The sequence below is a fragment of the Actinomycetospora sp. 2LY8.5 genome (assembly GCF_057180585.1).
The window spans coordinates 1-17638 of record NZ_JBXUHE010000004.1 but is presented as its reverse complement, the minus strand read 5'-3'; the positions used below and the strand labels follow the sequence as shown (position 1 = coordinate 17638).

16 protein-coding genes are annotated in these 17638 nt (G+C 75.5%); 10 read left to right on the top strand and 6 right to left on the bottom strand.

The features are described from left to right. The first annotated feature begins 152 nt into the window (after positions 1-152). Genes AC2A1K_RS06470 through AC2A1K_RS06445 form a run of 6 tightly spaced genes read left to right on the top strand, consistent with a single transcriptional unit; the run spans position 153 to position 5938 of the window. The gene (locus AC2A1K_RS06470; RefSeq protein WP_483895504.1) at positions 153-350 is read left to right on the top strand and encodes a hypothetical protein; all 198 of its coding nucleotides are present in this window, start codon (positions 153-155) and stop codon (positions 348-350) included. A gap of 30 nt (positions 351-380) precedes the next feature. Next, entirely contained in the window at positions 381-692 is a 312-nt protein-coding gene (tatA, locus tag AC2A1K_RS06465; protein WP_483895503.1) for a Sec-independent protein translocase subunit TatA, read from the top strand. A 7-nt stretch (positions 693-699) separates the two neighbouring features. Further along, a complete protein-coding gene (gene tatC / locus AC2A1K_RS06460; RefSeq protein ID WP_483895502.1) occupies positions 700-1746 on the top strand; it encodes a twin-arginine translocase subunit TatC in 1047 nt (348 codons plus the stop codon). A 38-nt stretch (positions 1747-1784) separates the two neighbouring features. Beyond that, on the top strand, positions 1785-4637 hold the full coding sequence (locus AC2A1K_RS06455; RefSeq protein ID WP_483895501.1) for a DEAD/DEAH box helicase: 2853 nt from the start codon (positions 1785-1787) through the stop codon (positions 4635-4637). A 6-nt stretch (positions 4638-4643) separates the two neighbouring features. Next, complete coding sequence (locus AC2A1K_RS06450; RefSeq protein WP_483895500.1) at positions 4644-5528, top strand: DUF4333 domain-containing protein; 885 nt, start codon at positions 4644-4646, stop codon at positions 5526-5528. Next, positions 5528-5938 carry an MmcQ/YjbR family DNA-binding protein gene (locus tag AC2A1K_RS06445; RefSeq protein WP_483895499.1) on the top strand — a complete coding sequence of 137 codons (411 nt, stop codon included), beginning with the start codon at positions 5528-5530 and terminating at the stop codon, positions 5936-5938. Before AC2A1K_RS06450 ends, AC2A1K_RS06445 begins: the two co-directional genes overlap by 1 nt. Here the strand turns inward: AC2A1K_RS06445 and AC2A1K_RS06440 are convergent. Then, positions 5935-6903 carry a 5'-3' exonuclease gene (locus AC2A1K_RS06440; RefSeq protein ID WP_483895850.1) on the bottom strand — a complete coding sequence of 323 codons (969 nt, stop codon included), beginning with the start codon at positions 6901-6903 and terminating at the stop codon, positions 5935-5937. The two genes, AC2A1K_RS06445 and AC2A1K_RS06440, sit on opposite strands and share 4 nt — an antisense overlap. Next, on the bottom strand, positions 6903-8894 hold the full coding sequence (locus AC2A1K_RS06435) for a DUF2339 domain-containing protein (RefSeq protein ID WP_483895498.1): 1992 nt from the start codon (positions 8892-8894) through the stop codon (positions 6903-6905). Before AC2A1K_RS06435 ends, AC2A1K_RS06440 begins: the two co-directional genes overlap by 1 nt. 84 nt (positions 8895-8978) lie before the next feature. Between AC2A1K_RS06435 and AC2A1K_RS06430 the strand changes: the two genes are divergently transcribed. From AC2A1K_RS06430 to AC2A1K_RS06420, 3 genes are read left to right on the top strand one after another with little or no spacing between them, the layout of a single operon-like run. After that, a complete protein-coding gene (locus AC2A1K_RS06430; RefSeq protein ID WP_483895497.1) occupies positions 8979-10076 on the top strand; it encodes a M24 family metallopeptidase in 1098 nt (365 codons plus the stop codon). Next, positions 10070-11647 carry an apolipoprotein N-acyltransferase gene (gene lnt / locus AC2A1K_RS06425; RefSeq protein ID WP_483895496.1) on the top strand — a complete coding sequence of 526 codons (1578 nt, stop codon included), beginning with the start codon at positions 10070-10072 and terminating at the stop codon, positions 11645-11647. The genes AC2A1K_RS06430 and lnt overlap by 7 nt, the downstream gene beginning before the upstream one ends. Then, the gene (locus tag AC2A1K_RS06420; protein WP_483895495.1) at positions 11644-12432 is read left to right on the top strand and encodes a polyprenol monophosphomannose synthase; all 789 of its coding nucleotides are present in this window, start codon (positions 11644-11646) and stop codon (positions 12430-12432) included. Before lnt ends, AC2A1K_RS06420 begins: the two co-directional genes overlap by 4 nt. Positions 12433-12495: 63 nt before the next feature. Here AC2A1K_RS06420 and AC2A1K_RS06415 read toward each other — a convergent pair whose 3' ends face one another. Together AC2A1K_RS06415 and AC2A1K_RS06410 are read right to left on the bottom strand one after the other, a co-directional pair. Continuing rightward, complete coding sequence (locus AC2A1K_RS06415) at positions 12496-12840, bottom strand: RNA polymerase-binding protein RbpA (RefSeq protein ID WP_133828683.1); 345 nt, start codon at positions 12838-12840, stop codon at positions 12496-12498. Between the two features lie 200 nt (positions 12841-13040). Beyond that, a complete protein-coding gene (locus tag AC2A1K_RS06410) occupies positions 13041-13871 on the bottom strand; it encodes a glycerophosphodiester phosphodiesterase family protein (protein WP_483895494.1) in 831 nt (276 codons plus the stop codon). A gap of 154 nt (positions 13872-14025) precedes the next feature. Between AC2A1K_RS06410 and AC2A1K_RS06405 the strand changes: the two genes are divergently transcribed. Then, a complete protein-coding gene (locus AC2A1K_RS06405) occupies positions 14026-14913 on the top strand; it encodes a hypothetical protein (protein WP_483895493.1) in 888 nt (295 codons plus the stop codon). A 114-nt stretch (positions 14914-15027) separates the two neighbouring features. Here AC2A1K_RS06405 and ligD read toward each other — a convergent pair whose 3' ends face one another. After that, on the bottom strand, positions 15028-16500 hold the full coding sequence (gene ligD, locus AC2A1K_RS06400) for a non-homologous end-joining DNA ligase (protein WP_483895492.1): 1473 nt from the start codon (positions 16498-16500) through the stop codon (positions 15028-15030). Between the two features lie 9 nt (positions 16501-16509). Further along, complete coding sequence (locus AC2A1K_RS06395; RefSeq protein ID WP_483895491.1) at positions 16510-17475, bottom strand: extracellular catalytic domain type 1 short-chain-length polyhydroxyalkanoate depolymerase; 966 nt, start codon at positions 17473-17475, stop codon at positions 16510-16512. Positions 17476-17638 lie beyond the last annotated feature (163 nt).

The following is a 17638-nucleotide window of genomic DNA, read 5'->3' as shown; positions in this document are numbered from 1 at the left end:
GCGAACCACCGGCGTGTCGCGCGCCGACGATGTGGCGATCCTGGCGTGTGACGCCAGCGATGCCGCATCGCTCGCACCGCGCACGCCGCCTGCCGGGAGGCCGCGCGCGGGCGTTCACCGTGCGGTCACCCTTCCCGGCTAGGGTCGGGGCCGTGCCGTACCTGCTGAGCGTCGTCGTGGTGCTCGTCGCGCTGGTCGGGCTCGGTCTCGTGGTGGCCGCGCTCCTCAAGCCGGTCAAGCGGTTCGCGCTGGTCTCCGGCGTGGCGCGCGAGCAGATCGGCCAGGACGTCGGGCTGATCACGGCGCGGGTGGCCGCGCTGAAGGTCCGCCTCGCCGAGCGCCGCGCGTAGGATCAGCGGCACCGTGGAAGGAGCCACACCGTGAGCGAATGGGTCATCATCGCCATCGTCGGCGTGGTGCTGCTGTTCAGCGCCAAGAAGCTGCCCGACATGGCACGCGGCCTGGGCCAGTCGATGCGCATCTTCAAGGCCGAGACGCGCGGCCTGCGCGAGGACGAGAAGGCCGGGCAGGCCGGGCAGGCGCAGAACGGGACCGCCGAGCCGCAGGCCCCGGGCCGTCAGCTGGACGAGCGACCGTCGGCGACCAACTCGGTCACCAACTCGGTCACCAACGGCACGGCCGCCCCCGAGGACGACACCCCGGCCACGCGTCCGGGCACCACGTCCTCCTGAGCAGGGCGTGACCTCCTCCGGGGACGCGCAGCGAAGCGGAGCCGACCCCCTCGGGAACGGGTCCCGCGCCCGGTGGTGGCGCAGCCTGCGCTGGCCGGGAACGCGCCGGCGGGCCAACCCCGACGGCACGATGACGCTCGTCGAGCACATCTACGAGCTGCGGCGCCGTCTGGCCGTCGCGCTGCTGGCCATCGCGCTCGGGACGGCGCTCGGGTTCATCTGGTACACGTCCTACCCCTTCGGCCTGCCCTCGCTGGGCCAGATCCTCGCCGAGCCCTACTGCGCGCTGCCACCGGAGAACCGGGTCCAGCTGGGCGGCGGCGAGGAGTGCCGCCTCGTCGCGTTCGGGGTGTTCGAGCAGTTCGTGCTGCGTCTCCAGGTCGCGGCCACCGCCGGGGCGCTACTGTCGAGCCCGGTCTGGTTCGCCCAGATCTGGGGCTTCATCACGCCCGGTCTGTACGCGAAGGAGAAGCGCTTCGCGTACACGTTCGTCACGGTCGCGGTGGTGCTGTTCACCGCGGGCGCCGTCCTCGCCTACTTCGTCGTCACCCAGGCGCTGCAGTTCCTGTTCACCATCGGCGGCGACATCCAGGCCACGGTGCTGCGCGGGTCCGACTACTTCAGCCTGCTCCTCGCGCTGCTGGTCATCTTCGGGGTGAGCTTCGAGCTCCCGCTGCTGGTGATCATGCTGAACCGCGTCGGCGTGGTCGCCTACGACCAGCTGAAACGCTGGCGCCGCGGCCTCATCTTCGGCCTGTTCGTGTTCGCGGCCATCGCGACCCCCGGCCAGGACCCGATCTCGATGCTCGCCCTGGGCGTGTCGCTGGTCCTGCTGCTGGAGTTCGCCATCCAGGTGGCGCGGCTGCACGACAAGCGCGAAGCGCGCCGGCGCCTCGAGCAGGGCTGGGACGGCTTGGATCCCGACCAGCCCTCGCCGCTCGACGACCGTCTCGGCTCCACCACCCCGCCCCCCGGCCCGGCGCCGCGGATCCAGCCGGTGGACACGACCGAGCGGGGCAACGACGGATCGGCCGACCGGTGGGACGTCACCTGAGCCAGCGGCACGCCGTCCCGATGTGTCAGTGTGGGTAGGTGGCCACTCGCTCTCCCGCCGAGGCCTACGAGCAGGCTCGCACCCGCACCGCCCACCCGGAGCTCGGCCGGTTCGCCACGGAGCTCTCGTTCGAGCTCGACGACTTCCAGCGCCGTTCCTGCCTGGCCCTCGAACAGGGCCACGGCGTGCTGGTGTGCGCGCCGACGGGCGCCGGCAAGACGGTCGTCGGCGAGTTCGCCGTGCACCTGGCGCTGGCCCGCGGGCAGAAGTGCTTCTACACGACGCCGATCAAGGCCCTGTCGAACCAGAAGTACGCCGACCTCGTCGAGCGCCACGGCGCCGAGGCGGTCGGGCTGCTGACCGGCGACGCGGCGATCAACGGCTCGGCGCCCGTGGTGGTCATGACCACCGAGGTGCTGCGCAACATGCTCTACGCCGAGTCGTCGGCGCTCGGGGGCCTCGCGTACGTGGTGATGGACGAGGTCCACTACCTGGCCGACCGCTTCCGCGGCGCCGTGTGGGAGGAGGTCATCCTCCACCTGCCCGAGCACGTGCAGATCGCGTCGCTGTCGGCGACCGTGAGCAACGCCGAGGAGTTCGGCGACTGGCTGGTCACCGTGCGCGGCGACACCACGGTCGTCGTCGACGAGACGCGCCCGGTGCCGCTGTGGCAGCACATGGTCGTCGGGCACCGCATGTTCGACCTGTTCGCCGAGGAGCGCCGCGGCGGCACCTCGTCGCTGAAGGTCGACCCCACGCTCGTGCGCGCCGTCGCCGAGGTCGACCGCGGGCCCTCGGTCCGGGGCGGCCGCGCCCGCTCGGGGCCGCCCGGACGTCACGGCCGCGGCGGCGACCGCCGCGGGGGACCGGGTCGCTCCGGCCCGCCCGGGCGCGGCGGAGGGTCCGGCTTCCGGCCGCCGTCGCGTGTCGACGTCATCGAGCGTCTCGACGCCGCGGGGCTGCTGCCCGCGATCACGTTCATCTTCAGCCGGGCCGGGTGCGACGCGGCGGTCGTACAGTGCGTGCGCTCCGGGCTGCGCCTCACCGGGCCCGACGACGTCACCGCGATCCGCGAGGTGGTGGAGCGTCGCACGTCGGGCCTGCCGGACGCCGACCTCGAGGTGCTGGGTTACTGGGAGTGGCGCGAGGGCCTCGAGCGCGGCGTCGCGGCCCACCACGCGGGCATGCTGCCGGCGTTCAAGGAGACCGTCGAGGAGCTCTTCGTCCGCGGCCTCGTCCGGGCGGTCTTCGCCACCGAGACGCTCGCGCTGGGCATCAACATGCCGGCGCGCACCGTCGTGCTCGAGAAGCTGGTGAAGTACAACGGCGAGGCGCACGTCGAGCTGACGCCGGGGGAGTACACGCAGCTCACCGGGCGTGCCGGGCGCCGCGGCATCGACGTCGAAGGGCACGCGGTCGTGGTGTGGACGCCGGGCGTCGACCCCGAGCAGGTCGCCGGCCTGGCCTCGACGCGCACCTACCCGCTGCGCTCGTCGTTCCGGCCCGGCTACAACATGGCCGTCAACCTCGTCGACCGCCTCGGCGTGGAGGACGCCCGCGAGCTGCTCGAGCAGTCGTTCGCCCAGTTCCAGGCCGACCGCAGCGTCGTCGGGCTCGCCAAGCGCCTCGAGCGCAACCGCGAGGCCCTCGCCGGCTACGCCGAGGCCGCCGGGGGCCGCTCGGGCGAGGAGGAGGACTTCGCGAGCTTCGCCGAGTACATGGACCTGCGCCGGCGGGTGACCGACCGGGAGAAGATGCTCTCGCGCCAGGGACGGTCGGCACAGAAGGCGGACGCCGCGGCGTCGCTGGAAGCGCTGCGGCCCGGCGACGTCATCGCGGTGCCCGGCGGCAAGCGGGCCGGCCTCGCCGTCGTGCTGGACCCGGGCGTCGACCGCAGCCCCCGCGGCCAGGAGCCGCGCCCGCTCGTGCTCACCGAGGACCGGTGGGCGGGCCGGCTCTCGCTCGGCGACTTCCCCGAGCCCGTCACCGCGCTCGGCACGATGAGACTGCCGCGCAAGGTCGACCACCGCGTGCCCCGGGTGCGCCGCGACCTCGCCAACGCCCTGCGCGAGACGGGCATCGAGCCGCCGTTGCCGGGCGGGTCCGCCCGGAGACGCCGTGGCGCGGCCGACCACGAGGACGCCGAGCTCGCGGCGCTGCGCCGTGCCCTGCGCTCGCACCCCTGCCACGCGCTGCCCGACCGTGACGACCGCGCACGCTGGTTCGAGCGCCACCAGCGCCTCGAGCGCGAGACCGAGCAGCTCCAGGCACGCGTGCGCTCGACGACGCACTCGCTCGCGCGCACCTTCGACCGCATCCGCGGGCTCCTCACCGAGCGGGGATACCTCGACGACGCGCCGGACGCCGAGCAGGACATCACCGAGAACGGGCGACGGCTCTCACGCCTGTGGGGCGAATCCGACCTCCTCGTCGCCGAGTGCCTGCGCAGCGGTATCTGGCGCGGCCTCGGTCCCGCCGACATCGCGGCCGTCGCGTCGGCGCTCGTGTACGACAGCCGCCGTGACGACGGCGGCGTCCCGCGCGTGCCCGACGACGCCGTCACCGCGGTCGACGAGACCGTGCAGCTCTGGCACGACCTGGTCGCCGACGAGCGCCGCCACCACCTCGACAAGACCCGCGAGCCCGACCTCGGCTTCGCCTGGCCGGTGCATCGTTGGGTCCGCGGTGACACGCTGGCGACGGTCCTCGCCGGGGCCCGGGCGCACGGCACCGAGCTCAGCGCGGGAGACTTCGTGCGCTGGTGCCGACAGGTCGTCGACCTGCTGGACCAGATCCGCACCGTCGCGGGCGGCGAGGACACCGTCGGACGTGCCGCCGCCGACGCGGTGCGCGCCATCCGCCGCGGTGTCGTCGCCGTGGGGGAGGGCTGAGCCGTCATGAGCGAGGCGGACGGGACACGCCGCGGAGCGGAGCTCGACCCGTCGAGTGATGCATCCCGATCGCCCTGGGCCCCGCCGAGCTCGGAGCCCGAGCAGACGTCCGGGCAGACGTCCGGGCAGAAGACGGAGAAGACGGACACCGGCGACGGGGGCTTCGTCGCCCCGGGCGCGACGCCCGCCGACCCGGCAGCGGATGTCGCGACACCGCCGCAGGGCGTGCGCGCCCAGCACACGCACTACGACGCGCCGTCGGACGCCGGCACGCAGCAGTACCCGGTCGCACCGGGCTACGGCCCGCCGCCCGGCCACCAGCAGCAGCCCGGGTACGGCCCCCCGCCCGGCTACGGCCGGCAGGGTTACGGCCAGCAGGGTTACGGCCAGCAGGGTTACGGCCAGCAGGGTTACGGCCAGCAGGGTTACGGGCCGCCGCCCGGGTACGGCCAGCAGCCCGGCCACGGTCGGCAGGGGTACGGCCCCGCGTCGCCGGTCTGGGCGCCGCCCGGAGCCCCGCCGGGGCAGGGCCGAGACCCCTGGGGCCCGCCGCCGCGTCAGCGCCAGCCGTTCCCCTGGAAGGTCGTCGGCCTCGTCGTCGGGGCACTCCTGCTGATCGCGCTGATCGTCGTCGGCCTGCTGGCGTTCGTGGTCGGGCCGCGGTTCGCCCGGGTGGACGTCCTCGACGCGGACTCGGTCGCGCAGGGCGTGACGCACGTGGTCACCGAGGACTGGCGCCGCCAGATCACCGACGTGCGGTGCCCGTCGGACCAGGAGGTCCGGCCCGGCGTGCGGTTCACGTGCTCGGCGACCGTGGACGGGCGCGCAGTGCAGGTGCCGGTGTCGGTCGTCGACGCCGAGGGCACCTACTCGGTCGGTCAGCCGCGCTGATGGCGACCCTGGACGACGTCCGGGCCCTCGCCCTGGCCCTGCCGCGCACCGACGAGAAGGTGTCGTGGGGGTCGGCGAACTGGCGGGTGTCGTCGAAGAGCTTCGTCTGGGAGCGCCCGCTGCGCCGGGCCGACGAGGCCGCCCTGGAGGCCGCCGGCGTCCCGCGGCCGGACGGCGACGTGCTGGGTGTGCGGGTCGCCGACGAGGGCGTCAAGCACGCGCTGATCGCCGACGACCCCGCCGTGTACTTCACGACGCCGCACTTCGACGGCTACGCCGCGGTGCTCGTGCGGCTCGAGCGGATCCGTGCCGACGAGCTGCGCGAGCTCGTCGAGGAGGCGTGGCTCCTGCGCGCCCCGAAGACGATCGCGGCGGCCTGGCTGGCCGAGCAGGGCCGCGCCGGAACCTAGGAGGGCGCTTCCTCCCCCTTCAGGGCCGCGACGAGCCGGTCGACCGAGCCGGTGAGGTTCCAGCGCTCGGCGAGCTCGGTGAGCTTGTCGGTGTCCACCGGCGCGTGGGGCAGGGTGCGGCGCTCGCCGGTCCAGTCGAGCGGGGCGTCGGGCGCGACACGCACGACCTCCGGCGCCTTGACCAGGTAGTCGCCCGCCTTCGCCATCTTGGCGCGCACGGCCGAGGACATCCGGTCGTCGGAGCGGTCGAGCACCGCGTTGATCATCTCGTCCCAGGAGCCGAACGTCGACACGACCTGCGCCGCGGTCTTCTCGCCGATGCCCGCGACACCCGGCAGGCCGTCGGAGGGGTCGCCGCGCAGCATCGCCATCTCGGCGTAGCCGTCGCCGGCCCGCGCGACCGGGACGCCGTAGCGGGCGGCGACGTCCTCGGGGCCGTAGAGCTCGTATTTCGACACACCGCGAGCGATGTAGACGATCCGCACCGGGGTCGGCTCGTCGCGCACGAGCTGGAGGAGGTCGCGGTCGCCGCTGACGACCTCGACGGCGTCGATCGCCTCGGTGGCGCACAGGGTGCCGATGACGTCGTCGGCCTCGTAGCCCTCCGCGCCGGCGGTCGCGATCCCGGCGGCGGCGAGGACCTCGAGGATGATCTCCACCTGCGGGCCGAGCTCGGGCGGGGCGGCTTCCGCGTCGGGCGCGCCCCCGACGGGGGAGGAGGGGTCGCCCATCGAGGGGTCGACGCGGTGCGCCTTGTACGACGGGATCGCGCGCACGCGGAACGCCGGACGCCAGTCGCGGTCGAGGCACGCGACGACGGCGCCCGGCCGCCGCTCGCGGACCAGGCGGGCGACCATGTCGCAGAAGCCGCGCGCGGCGTTCACCGGCGTGCCGTCCTCGGCGGTCAGCGACGCGGGTACCCCGTAGAAGGCGCGGAACCACAGGCTAGCCGAGTCGAGCAGCATCACCGGCGCGGCTCGTCCCGAGGATCCGGCTCCGACATGTTCCGCGTCCATACCCGGCAGCTTCCCACGCTTCGGGCCGGCCGACGTCCGGCCTCGTCGCCGCGGCGGTCGAGGCCGGCCGGACCCTGAGACGCGCCGGCTGCTCCGGCGACGACCCGCGCGTAGCCGGTCCCGGCCGCGAGGAGCACGAGCCCCGCGCCGAGGAACGCTGCGACCCGCGCGAGCCCGTCGAGGGCGGTGAGGTCGAAGAGCACCAGCTTGACCACGGCCGCGACGACCAGCACCCCGCCGAGGATCCGCGGCAGCGACGACTGCAGGCCGCGGACCAGCAGCACCAGGGCGACCGCGGTCCACGACACCGTCACGAGGACGTGTCCGACGAGGAACGCGTCGCGCGTCGGCGAGACGAGCAGCGCGCTCGCCACGACGGTTCCGGTGGCCCCGTAGAGCCCGATCACCCCGAGCCCGCCGACGGCGACGGCCTGCTGGACGCGGTCGCGCAGGACGTCCAGGCGGGCGAGCGCGACGACCGCCGCGGCGGCGGCCGCGCTGAGCAGCAGCGACGTGGCGAGCGCCCCGACCAGCTCCCCGACGGCCGCGGTGGTGGCCGTGCCGCCGGGGGCGACGAGGACGAACGGGCGGGCCGGGAACCCGGCGACCAGGGCGGGCGGCGCGTCGGTGGCCAGCGCGGTCGCCCCGCCGACGAGGGCGAGCGCGGCCCCGGCGAGCAGCGGACCGAGACGGCGGGTGGCGCCGGCGGCGACCGCGAGCACGGCGGCCTCGGCCAGCAGGGGCACGGAGACCGGTCCGGAGTCGACGGCGATCAGCGTCGCGACCAGCAGCGACGCGGTGCCGGCGGTGCCGGCGACGAGGGCCAGCGGACGGTATCCGGCCTCCGGCGCGGCAGCTCCGCCGCGCTGCGTGCCGGCTGCGGCCCGGTCCCAGGCGACCACGGCGAGGAGCAGGGCCACCGCGACGCCGCCGGCGACGAGCGCGCCGGGCGCCCGGGCCAGGCCCGGCGCCACCAGGAGCACCGGGAGCACGGGCAGGCCGAGCAGCGAGGCGGCTCCGGCGCGGCCCGGCGCCCCGACGGCGACGGCCGAGGCGGCCCCGGCGGTGAGGACCGCGAGCACGGCGACGGTGGTGGGCAGGTCGGAGAACGTGCTTCCGGCGAGGAAGCGGATCGCCGCCCCCAGCGCGGCGAGGGTGCTCGCGATCGCGGCCACGGCGGCGACGACCGGCCACGCCCGGCGGCGGGCGACGGCCACGGCGGCCACCTGCGCGGCGAGCAGCACGGCGACCAGCGTCGGGGTCGGCGCGCCCACCACGAGCGGCGCCGCGAGGGCCGAGGCGACGAGCACGCCGAGCGCGAGACCCCGGTGGCGCCAACGGTCGGCGAGCACGAGGCCGCCCGCGGTCACGGCGAGGGCCAGGGGAGCGGCCAGCGCGAGGGGGAGGAGGGCGAAGAGCGCCACGGCGGCCACGTCGGCGAGGAAGAGGGCGGCCACGCCGGTGGCGACGAGGGCCACGGCGCCCGCGGGAGCCTCCGCGGCCCCCGCCCGGTGACGCACCCGGACCCCGACGCCGACGAGCGCGAGACCCAGCAGCGCGCCGCCGATGACGCGCGCCTCCGGGCCGAACCACCCGCGCCCGGCGGCCAGGACCAGCAGGAGCACCACGCCCAGGACGGTCGTCGCGGCGCCGGTGACCGCGAGCAGCCGCGCCGGCGTCCACGACACGCGCGAAGGGCGCGGCGGGCGCGGCGGGCGCGGGGGCCGGCCGGAGCCGCGGTGGGGCGGCGCGGGCACGTGGCGCGGGGCCCACGCGGGCGGGGGAGCCCAGGCGGGGAGCGGAGCGGGCGCCGGTGCCGGTGTGATGGTCGTACGCAGCGTCTGCAGGTTCGCGCGGATCCGCTCGACCTCGCGGGAGAGGCCGGCGAGGTCGCCGTCGAGGCGGGCGAGGACCGCGTCCTGCGGGACCGGGGTGCTCATGACCCGGAGCTTCCCGGAGCGGGGCCCCGGCACCCAGGGGACATCTACTCATCCCGCGGGCCGCCTGACCTAGGCTCGGCGACCATGAGCAGCGAGCACGTGGCCGCCCGGCTCGAGCGCGCCCGGGCCGCCGCCCGGCAGGCCGGGGTGGACGCCCTGGTCGTGACCCCGGGGCCGGACCTCCAGTACCTCACCGGCGTCGTGAAGCACTCGCACGAGCGCCTCTCCGCGCTGCTGCTGCCCGCGCAGGGCGACCCGGCCTTCGTGGTCCCGACGCTCGAGCGGCCCGGGCTCGACGGGTCGGCGGTCGAGACCATGGACGTGCTGACCTGGACCGACGGGGTCGACCCCCACGCGCTCGCCGCCTCGCGACTCGGTGCCGTCCGCCGGGTCGCGGTGGCCGCCGACATGCCGGCCCTGCACGTCCTGGGCCTGCGCGACGTGCTGTCCGGCGCGACGCTCGAGCTCGCCACCCCGATCCTGCGACAGCTGCGGATGCGCAAGGACGCCGAGGAGATCGCCTCGCTGCGCACGGCGGGCGCCGCCATCGACGACGTCCACGCCCGCGTGCCCGCGTGGCTCGTCCCCGGGCGTACCGAGGCCGAGGTCGGGGCCGACATCACCCGCGCGATCCTCGAGACCGGCCACGCGGAGGCCGCGTTCGTCATCGTCGGCTCCGGCCCGAACGGAGCCAGCCCGCACCACGAGGTGTCCGACCGGGTCCTGCGGACCGGGGACGTCGTCGTCGTGGACATCGGCGGCCCGCTGCCCGACGGCTACAACTCCGACTCCACCCGCACCTACGTCGTGGGGGAGCCCGACGCCGAGGTCCGGAAGGTCTACGCCGTGCTCCAGCGCGCCCAGGCCGCCGCCGTCGACGCGGTCCGCCCGGGTGCGACGGCCGCGAGCATCGACGAGGCCGCCCGCGCGATCATCCGGGACGCCGGGTACGGCGAGTTCTTCGTGCACCGCACCGGCCACGGCATCGGCCTCGAGGTGCACGAGGAGCCCTACATCGTCGACGGCAACGACCTCCCGCTCGAGCCGGGCATGGCCTTCAGCGTCGAGCCGGGCATCTACTTCCCGGGCCGCTGGGGCGCCCGCATCGAGGACATCGTGGTCGTCACCGAGTCCGGCTGTGAGTCGGTGAACCGCCGCCCCCACGACCTGCAGTCGTGCTGACGGCGGGCCCCGAGCCCGCCCGCCCCGCGACGCCGCGCTGTCCCGCGTTCGCCGCGTGGCCGCGGCTCGCCGGCGCCGTCGTCGCCGGGCTCCTGCTCTACGTCGCGTTCGCGCCGCTCGGCGCCTGGTGGGCCGGGCCGCTGGGGATCGCGCTGGTCGTCAGCGTCGTCGACGGGCGCCGTCCGCGGTCCGCGTTCGGGCTCGGGCTGCTCGTCGGCGTCGCCTACCAGTGGCCGCTGCTGCACTGGACGGGCGAGTACGTCGGCGGCGTGTGGTTCCTGCTGCTCGCGGCCCTGACGGTGGTCATGGCGGTGCCGATCGCCCTGATGCCGCTGGTGTCGCGGTTGCCCGGCGCGCCGCTGTGGGTCGCGTGCCTGTGGACGGCGGGCGAGGCGTTCATCGAGCGCGCCCCGTTCGAGGGCTTCCCGTGGGCCAAGCTCGCCTTCGGCCAGCCTGGCGGACCGCTCGCCCCGCTCGCCTCCCTGGGTGGCGCGCCGCTGGTGACGTTCGCGGTCGCCCTGACCGGCGCCGGGCTCTGGGCCCTCGTGCGGGCCGCCCGTCCGCCGCGCCGGGCCGCGCCGCTCGCCGGTGCCCTCGTCGCCGTGCTCCTGGGTGCCGTGGCGGGCCTGGCCGTCTGGCCCTCGGTCGGCGCGAACCCGCCGGGGCCGACCGCGACGGTCGCCGCGGTCCAGGGCAACGTGCCCCGCGCGGGCCTCGACTTCAACGCCCAGCGCCGCGCGGTGCTCGACAACCACGTCCGGCAGACCCGCGTGCTCGCGCAGGACGTCCGCGCCGGCCGCACGCCCCGGCCCGACCTGGTGATCTGGCCCGAGAACTCCTCGGACATCGACCCGATCCGCAACGTGGACGCCGGCGCGGAGATCCAGGCGGTCACCGACGAGATCGGCGTCCCGGTCGTCGTGGGCGCCGTGCTGTCGGGCACCCGCGCCCCCGACGGCACGCTCGTGCAGGGCCCGCGGAACACCGCGATCGTCTGGCTCCCGGGCACCGGCCCGGCCGGGACCTACACCAAGCGGCACATCCTGCCCTTCGGCGAGTACATCCCGCTGCGCCCCGTCGCCCGCGCGGTCTCGCCGCTGGTCGACCGCGTCACCGACTTCGAGCCGGGCACGGGCTCGGGCGTGCTGCCGGCCGGTCCGGTGCGCCTCGGCGTGGTGACCTGCTACGAGGTCGTCTTCGACGACGCCGTGCGCGACGCCGTCCGAGGCGGCGCCGGCCTGCTCACGGTGCCGACCAACAACGCGACCTTCGGCTACAGCGACATGACCTACCAGCAGCAGGGCATGTCCCGGCTCCGCGCGATCGAGCACGACCGAGCGGTGGTGATCGCCGCGACCAGCGGGCAGAGCGCCGTGGTCGCGCCGGACGGGTCGCTGGTCGCGCGCACGGGCGCGCTGTTCACGCCCGGCCTGCTCGTCGAGCAGGTGCCGCTGCGGACGACGACCACGCTCGCGACCCGCCTCGGGCCCGCCCCGGAGTGGGCGCTGGTCGCGCTCGCAGCGGTCGCGCTCGCCGTCGGGCTGGTGCGGCGCCGGCGGGAGCGCGGGTGAGCGGCCCGGCCCCCGACGGGTCGGACGTCCTCGTCACCGTCCCGACCTACAACGAGCGCGAGAGCCTGCCCGGGCTCGTGACCCGGCTGCACCACACGTTGCCCGGTCTGCGGGTCCTCGTCGTCGACGACGGCAGCCCCGACGGCACCGGCACGCTCGCCGAGGAGCTCGCGGCCGCCGACCCCCGGGTCCGGGTGCACCACCACACTCCGCGAGCCGGGCTCGGCGCCGCGTACGTCGACGCGTTCTCCCTGATCGTCGACGGGCGGTGCGGCGGCTGGAGCGACGGCTGGGCGCACGACGTCGGGTGGGTCGTACAGATGGACGCCGACGGCTCGCACGCGCCCGAGGAGCTCCCGCGGCTGCTGAGCGCGGCGGCGGACGCCGACGTCGTCCTCGGCTCGCGCTATGTGGCCGGCGGCGCGACGGCGGGCTGGGCGTGGCACCGCCGCCTGCTGTCGCGGGCCGGCAACGTGTACTCGCGGCGCGCGCTGCGGCTGCCGCTGCACGACGTCACCGGCGGCTACCGCTGCTTCCGCCGGGCGGCGCTCGCCGAGCTCGGGATGGCGACGGTGGCCTCGGAGGGCTACTGCTTCCAGGTCGACGTGGCGTTCCGGGTGGACCGAGCTGGCCTGCGCGCCCGCGAGGTGCCGATCACGTTCGTCGAACGCGAGCACGGCGTGTCCAAGATGAGCGGCGCGGTGGTGCGCGAAGCGCTCTGGCGGATCACGTCGTGGGCGGTGCGGGACCGGGTGCGCCGGCGGCGAGCCCGTCCCATGCGCTGACGACTCGCCGGGCACACGAAAGGGCCGCCCCGGCGACGCGGGACGGCCCTCGGTGCAGCGGAGTCAGGCGCTCTCGGAGCGGCGCTCCTTGAGCAGCCCCAGGCGCTCGTCGAGCAGTTCCTCCAGCTCCGGCACGGAGCGGCGCTCGAGCAGCATGTCCCAGTGGGTACGCGGCGGCTTGGCCTTCTTCTGCTCGGGCTCGGTGCCGTCGATGCGCTTGCCCTCGTCGCCGTGCAGACGGCACTCCCAGGTCACCGGCGCCTCGGCGTCGTCCGAGAACGGCACCTCGAAGTCGTGGCCCTTGGGGCAGCGGTAGGCGAAGGAACGACGGGGGGCGAGGTCGTGGTCGCGGTCGGTCTCGTAGCTGACAGCCCCGAGACGGCTACCACGGAGGACGCGGTCGGCCATGATGGTGTCCTTTCCTCGACTGCGAGTGCACCCGAGACGCGCGGCGCCGGGCACGGGGTGGTCAACGCCGGACCACCGCTGTTCGTTCCCACGATGGCCGCCGTTCATCGCATCCGTGACCCGACTCACCGGTCCGGGCGCACACGGGGTGAATACCCTCCCCTGGCAACGCCCACACGACGCCGGTTGTGCCCCGCCCGTCAGCCCGCTCCGTCGGCGGGTGCCGTCCACACCCCGCGGGTGACGAGCACGTCGCGCAGCAGGTCGGGACGGTCGGTCATGAGGCCGTCGACCCCGAGGTCGAGCAGGCGGTGCATCTCGGAGGTGCGGTCGACCGTCCAGACGTGGACCTCGATACCGAGATCGTGGGCGGCCGCGATGAGGGCGGGATCCACGACCGACAGCGCGCCGACGCGCACCGGCAACTGCGCGAGGTTCCCGCGCACCCGCAGCGCTCGCTCCAACGGCCCGCGCAAGGACGACGGCGAGGTCGCCCGGGCCCGCAGCCGCACCGCCGAGCGCGTCGCGATCCCCGTCACCACCCGGTCGCCGAAGCGCGAGCGCACCGCCTGCAGCCGCCCCTCGTCGATGCTGGCCACCGCCACCCGCTCGGCGACGTCGTCGCGTTCGAGCAGCCGCAGCATCGGCTCGAGCGTGCCCGGCGCCTTGAGATCGACGTTGAAGAAGGTCCCGGGGAGTGCCTCGAGCACCTCCTCCAGCCGGGGGAGCGGCTCCCGCCCCCGCAGGCGCACGCCGGCCAGGTCGGCCCAGGGCATGGTGCGCAGGACACCGGGGTGCCCGGCCACCCGGCGCAGCGTCGCGTCGTGGTGCACGACGAGGACACCGTCGGCGGTCGCGTGCACGTCGGTCTCGAGGTGCGTGTATCCCTCGTCGACCGCCCGGCGGAAGGCGGCGAGCGAGTTCTCCAGACCGTCGAGATCACCGATGTGCCAGCCGCGGTGCGCGAACGCACGGGGTGTCCGGCCGGCGAGGTACGGGTGCGGAGTGTTCGGGTGGTGGGCCCGGGTCACGGGCCCTGAGTCTGCCCGGTCCGCGTGCTCGACGCTCCCACTGATGCACACAGCCGTGAGGCTTCGCACGTTTCGGGGAATCGGCGGGCCACCTTGGGGGCTCCTCTGTACGTGCAGTAGCCTCAGCGGTCACACTGGGCTGAGGGGAGCGCAGATGCCCAAGGGGTCGGGGGGTGAGCCCTCCTGGTGGGCGTCGGGCGAGGTCCCCGACGAGCTCCCGACCTGGGCACGCCGCGGCCTCGAGGAGTCGCCCACCGAGCTGACGCCCTCCGGGCCGGTCACCGACACCGGGCGCCACCGCCGACGTCGCGGAGCTGCCGCCCCCGGTGCGGGCACCTCCGGTCGCCTGCGGGGCTGGGGCCTGGCGGCCGCGTCGGTCGCGGCTGCGGCCGCGGTCGTCCCGGCCGCGATCTCGACACTCGTCCACAACGGGGAGAACACCGCCCTCCCGCGCGTCGGCACGTTCCCGGTCGTCGCGCCGGGCGACCTGCCGGGCCAGGGTCTGCCGCCGACGGCCGGCCCCGCGCCCGGGCGCGGGGCTCCCGCCGCCGATCCGGGCCCTCCGGGCGCGCCCGCCGACGCCTCCGTGCTCCCGCCGATGGACGACCCGACCGTTGCCATCGCCCGGCCCCCGCGCTCCGCGACCGTCACCCCGCGCGCCCTGGCCCGCGACGACGACGAGACCACCCGCACCCCCACCTCGCGCCCGACCTCCGGTACCTCGACCGCGGACGGCGACGCGGACGACGACGAGGGGGGCGACACCGAGACCCCGACGACGCGGGGCGACGATGACGACGACGACTCCGGGACCGCCTCCGGGGGCTCGAGCAGCGGCTCCTCGGGTGGCAGCTCCGGCTCGTCCGGGGGCTCGTCGGGCTCGAGCGCCGGCAGTGACGCCGGCAGTGACGCCGGCAGTGACTCGGGGAACCGCAGCTCGGGTGACCCGTCGCGCCGCAGCAGCCTGCTGGGAGAGGTCGGCGACGCAGCCGGCGACGCCGTGCGGGGTGTGGGGCGCACCGTCAACGGCCTGGTCGGCTAGGCAGCCGACCACCGGTCGCCGGACGCCTCGCACGGCGAGAGAGGCACCTGCGGCAGGTCCCGCGGCCGCGACGATCCTGGGGAGCTGCCGGTCGTGTCGACACGCCGGCGCCCCTCAGCCCGCCGACGGCGACTCGGGCAGATCGGGGCGCGTGATGCCCTCGCCCAGCGCGGCGGCGTAGAGGTCCCCGTCGGCCTCGATCCGCGCGAGCACGTCGGCGGGGGAGAAGGTCAGCTCCCGGGCCTGCTGCGCGGCCTCCACCTCGTCCCAGGTCAGCGGCGTCGACACGGTGGGGGCACCGTTCGCCGCCCGGGCGCGCAGCGAGTAGGGCGCGACGGTGGTCTTCGCGGTGTTGTTCTGGCTCCAGTCCACGAAGATCTTCCCGCGCCGCCGCTCCTTGGCCATGATCGCCGTGACGGAGCGCGGGGTCTCGCGGGCCAGCAGCTCGGCGACGCCTTTCGCGTACGCCGAGGTCCGGTCCGGGTCGTCGACGCGGATCGCGGCGCTGACCTGCATGCCCTTGCTGCCGCTGGTCTTCGGGCAGGGCTCGAGCCCGTCGGCGAGCAGCACCTCGCGCACCCGCTGGGCGACCCGCGCGCAGTCGACGACCGTGGTGCCCTCGCCCGGGTCGAGGTCGAACACCAGCTCGTCGGGCGGCAGCACGGTGTCGTCCTCGTCCACGCGCCACTGCGGCACGTGGAGCTCGAGCACCGCGAGGTTGGCCAGGTACACGAGCGTCGCGAGCTCCTCGACCACGATGAAGTTCGCCGTCGTCGAGCCCCGGCTGCTGCCCGGGGTCGGCACGGTGACACTGCGCATCCAGTCCGGGGCCTTGGCGCCCGCGTTCTTCTCGTAGAACCACGGCGCGGAGATGCCGTCGGGGAAGCGGCGCAGGGTCAGGGGCCGGCCGGCGAGGTGGGGGAGCAGGGTGTCGGCGACCCGGGCGTAGTAGTCGACCACGGACGCCTTGGGCACGTCGGGGTAGAGCTCCTTGTCGAGGTTCGACAGCCGCAGGCCGCGCCCACCGACCGAGACCCGCGGCGACTGGGCCGACGTGTCGCGCGCCGACCCCGCCGCGGCCGGGGTGTCGGACTTCCGGCGCTGGACGAGCCAGTCCTTCTCGTCCTGGTCGTCGCGGTCGGGCTTGAAGAACACGAACCGGCCCGAGACGCGCTCGCCGTGCAGGGTCACGGCGACCTCCCGGTCGGACCACTTCTCGGTCTCGTAGCGCCCGGTGTCCCAGATGGTCATCGAGCCGCCGCCGTACTCGCCGGCGGGGATCTCGCCGTGGAAGTCGAGGTACTCCAGCGGGTGGTCCTCGGTGTGGACGGCGAGCCGCGGGGCCCCCGGCTTGTCCGGCAGCCCCTTCGGCACCGCCCAGCACACGAGCACGCCGTCGCGCTCGAAGCGCACGTCGTAGTGCAACCGGCGGGCGTGGTGCTCCTGGACGACGAAGCGGTCGCCGGTGGGCCGTTGCGTCGACGGCAGCTCCGCTCCGCTGCGTGCCGCGGCGCCGCCGACCTCTCCGAACGGCTCCGGCGTGCGCGCGGGGTCGCGCTTCGCGTGGTACTCGGAGAGGTCGGGCACGAGGCAGGTCTACCCGACCCGGCGCCCCGCCGGCACCTCGGCCGCGAAACCGAAGAACGCGAGCATGGCGGCGGAGACGTCCGGGCCGGCCGGGTCGGCGTAGGACGCGTCCGCGGGTCCGCCGGACCAGGCGTGCCCCAGACCGTGCACCGTCCACGACTCCGCCAGCACGCGGCCACCGGGTTCGGTGAAGCGCTCGCGCGTCCAGGCGTGCCCGCCGGGTGCGCACCCCGTGGTCCGATCCAGCCGACCGGGCGCGGCGCCGATCAGCGCCGAGCGCAGGACCGCCTCGCCGTTGCCCGGCGCCACGGTGCGGTCGGCGTCACCGTGCACGACCACGAGCGGGACCGGGCCGGCGTCCGCGACCGAGGCCGGCGGCGACGACATCGCGGCGAACGCCGAGCCGACGTCGCGCGCCGCCCGGTAGGGCAGCCCGGAGTGCACACCGGCGGCGCAGTACAGGTCGGGGTACGTCGCGGCCATGACCGCCGCCATCGCCGCCCCGGCGGAGAACCCGGCGACGGCCACGCGCGCCGGGTCGCACCGCAGCTGCGCCGCCACGGTCCGGGTGACCTCGGCGATCATCCCCGGCTCCCCGGCGTCACGGGCCTGGTCGCCGGGGCGGAACCAGTTCCAGTAGCCCATCGCGTTCGCCGAGCGCGACTGCTCCGGGTAGACGAGTGCGACGCCCGCGCGCTCGGCGGCCTCGTCCATGCCGGTGCACGCGGCGAACCGGTCGGCGTCCTGCGTCCCACCGTGCAGCATCACGACCAGCGGGGCGCCGGGCGCGAGGCCGGCGGGGACGTGCCGGCGGTAGGCCAGGCCGGCTGCCGACCCCCGGGTCGCGGTCCCGGCCCGTGACGACGACGGCCCCGGCGCCGACATCCGGGACACGCCACCGCCCCGACGCCCCTGGATCCGTGCCGTCGCGTCGACCAGGCGGCCCTCGCGCACGAGGCGGGTGGCCTCGTTCATCCTACGGAACATGGCGTCCTCCAGAGGGACCGGGGAGGGTGTCTCTATGGGGTTGTCAAGCCGCGAGGGGCTCGGGTGCTCGCGCTGGGGCGCGGTAGGGCTGGTGGTCGCGGAGCATGGCGTAGATGACGTCGGTGCGGCGGCGGGCCAGGCATATCAGGGC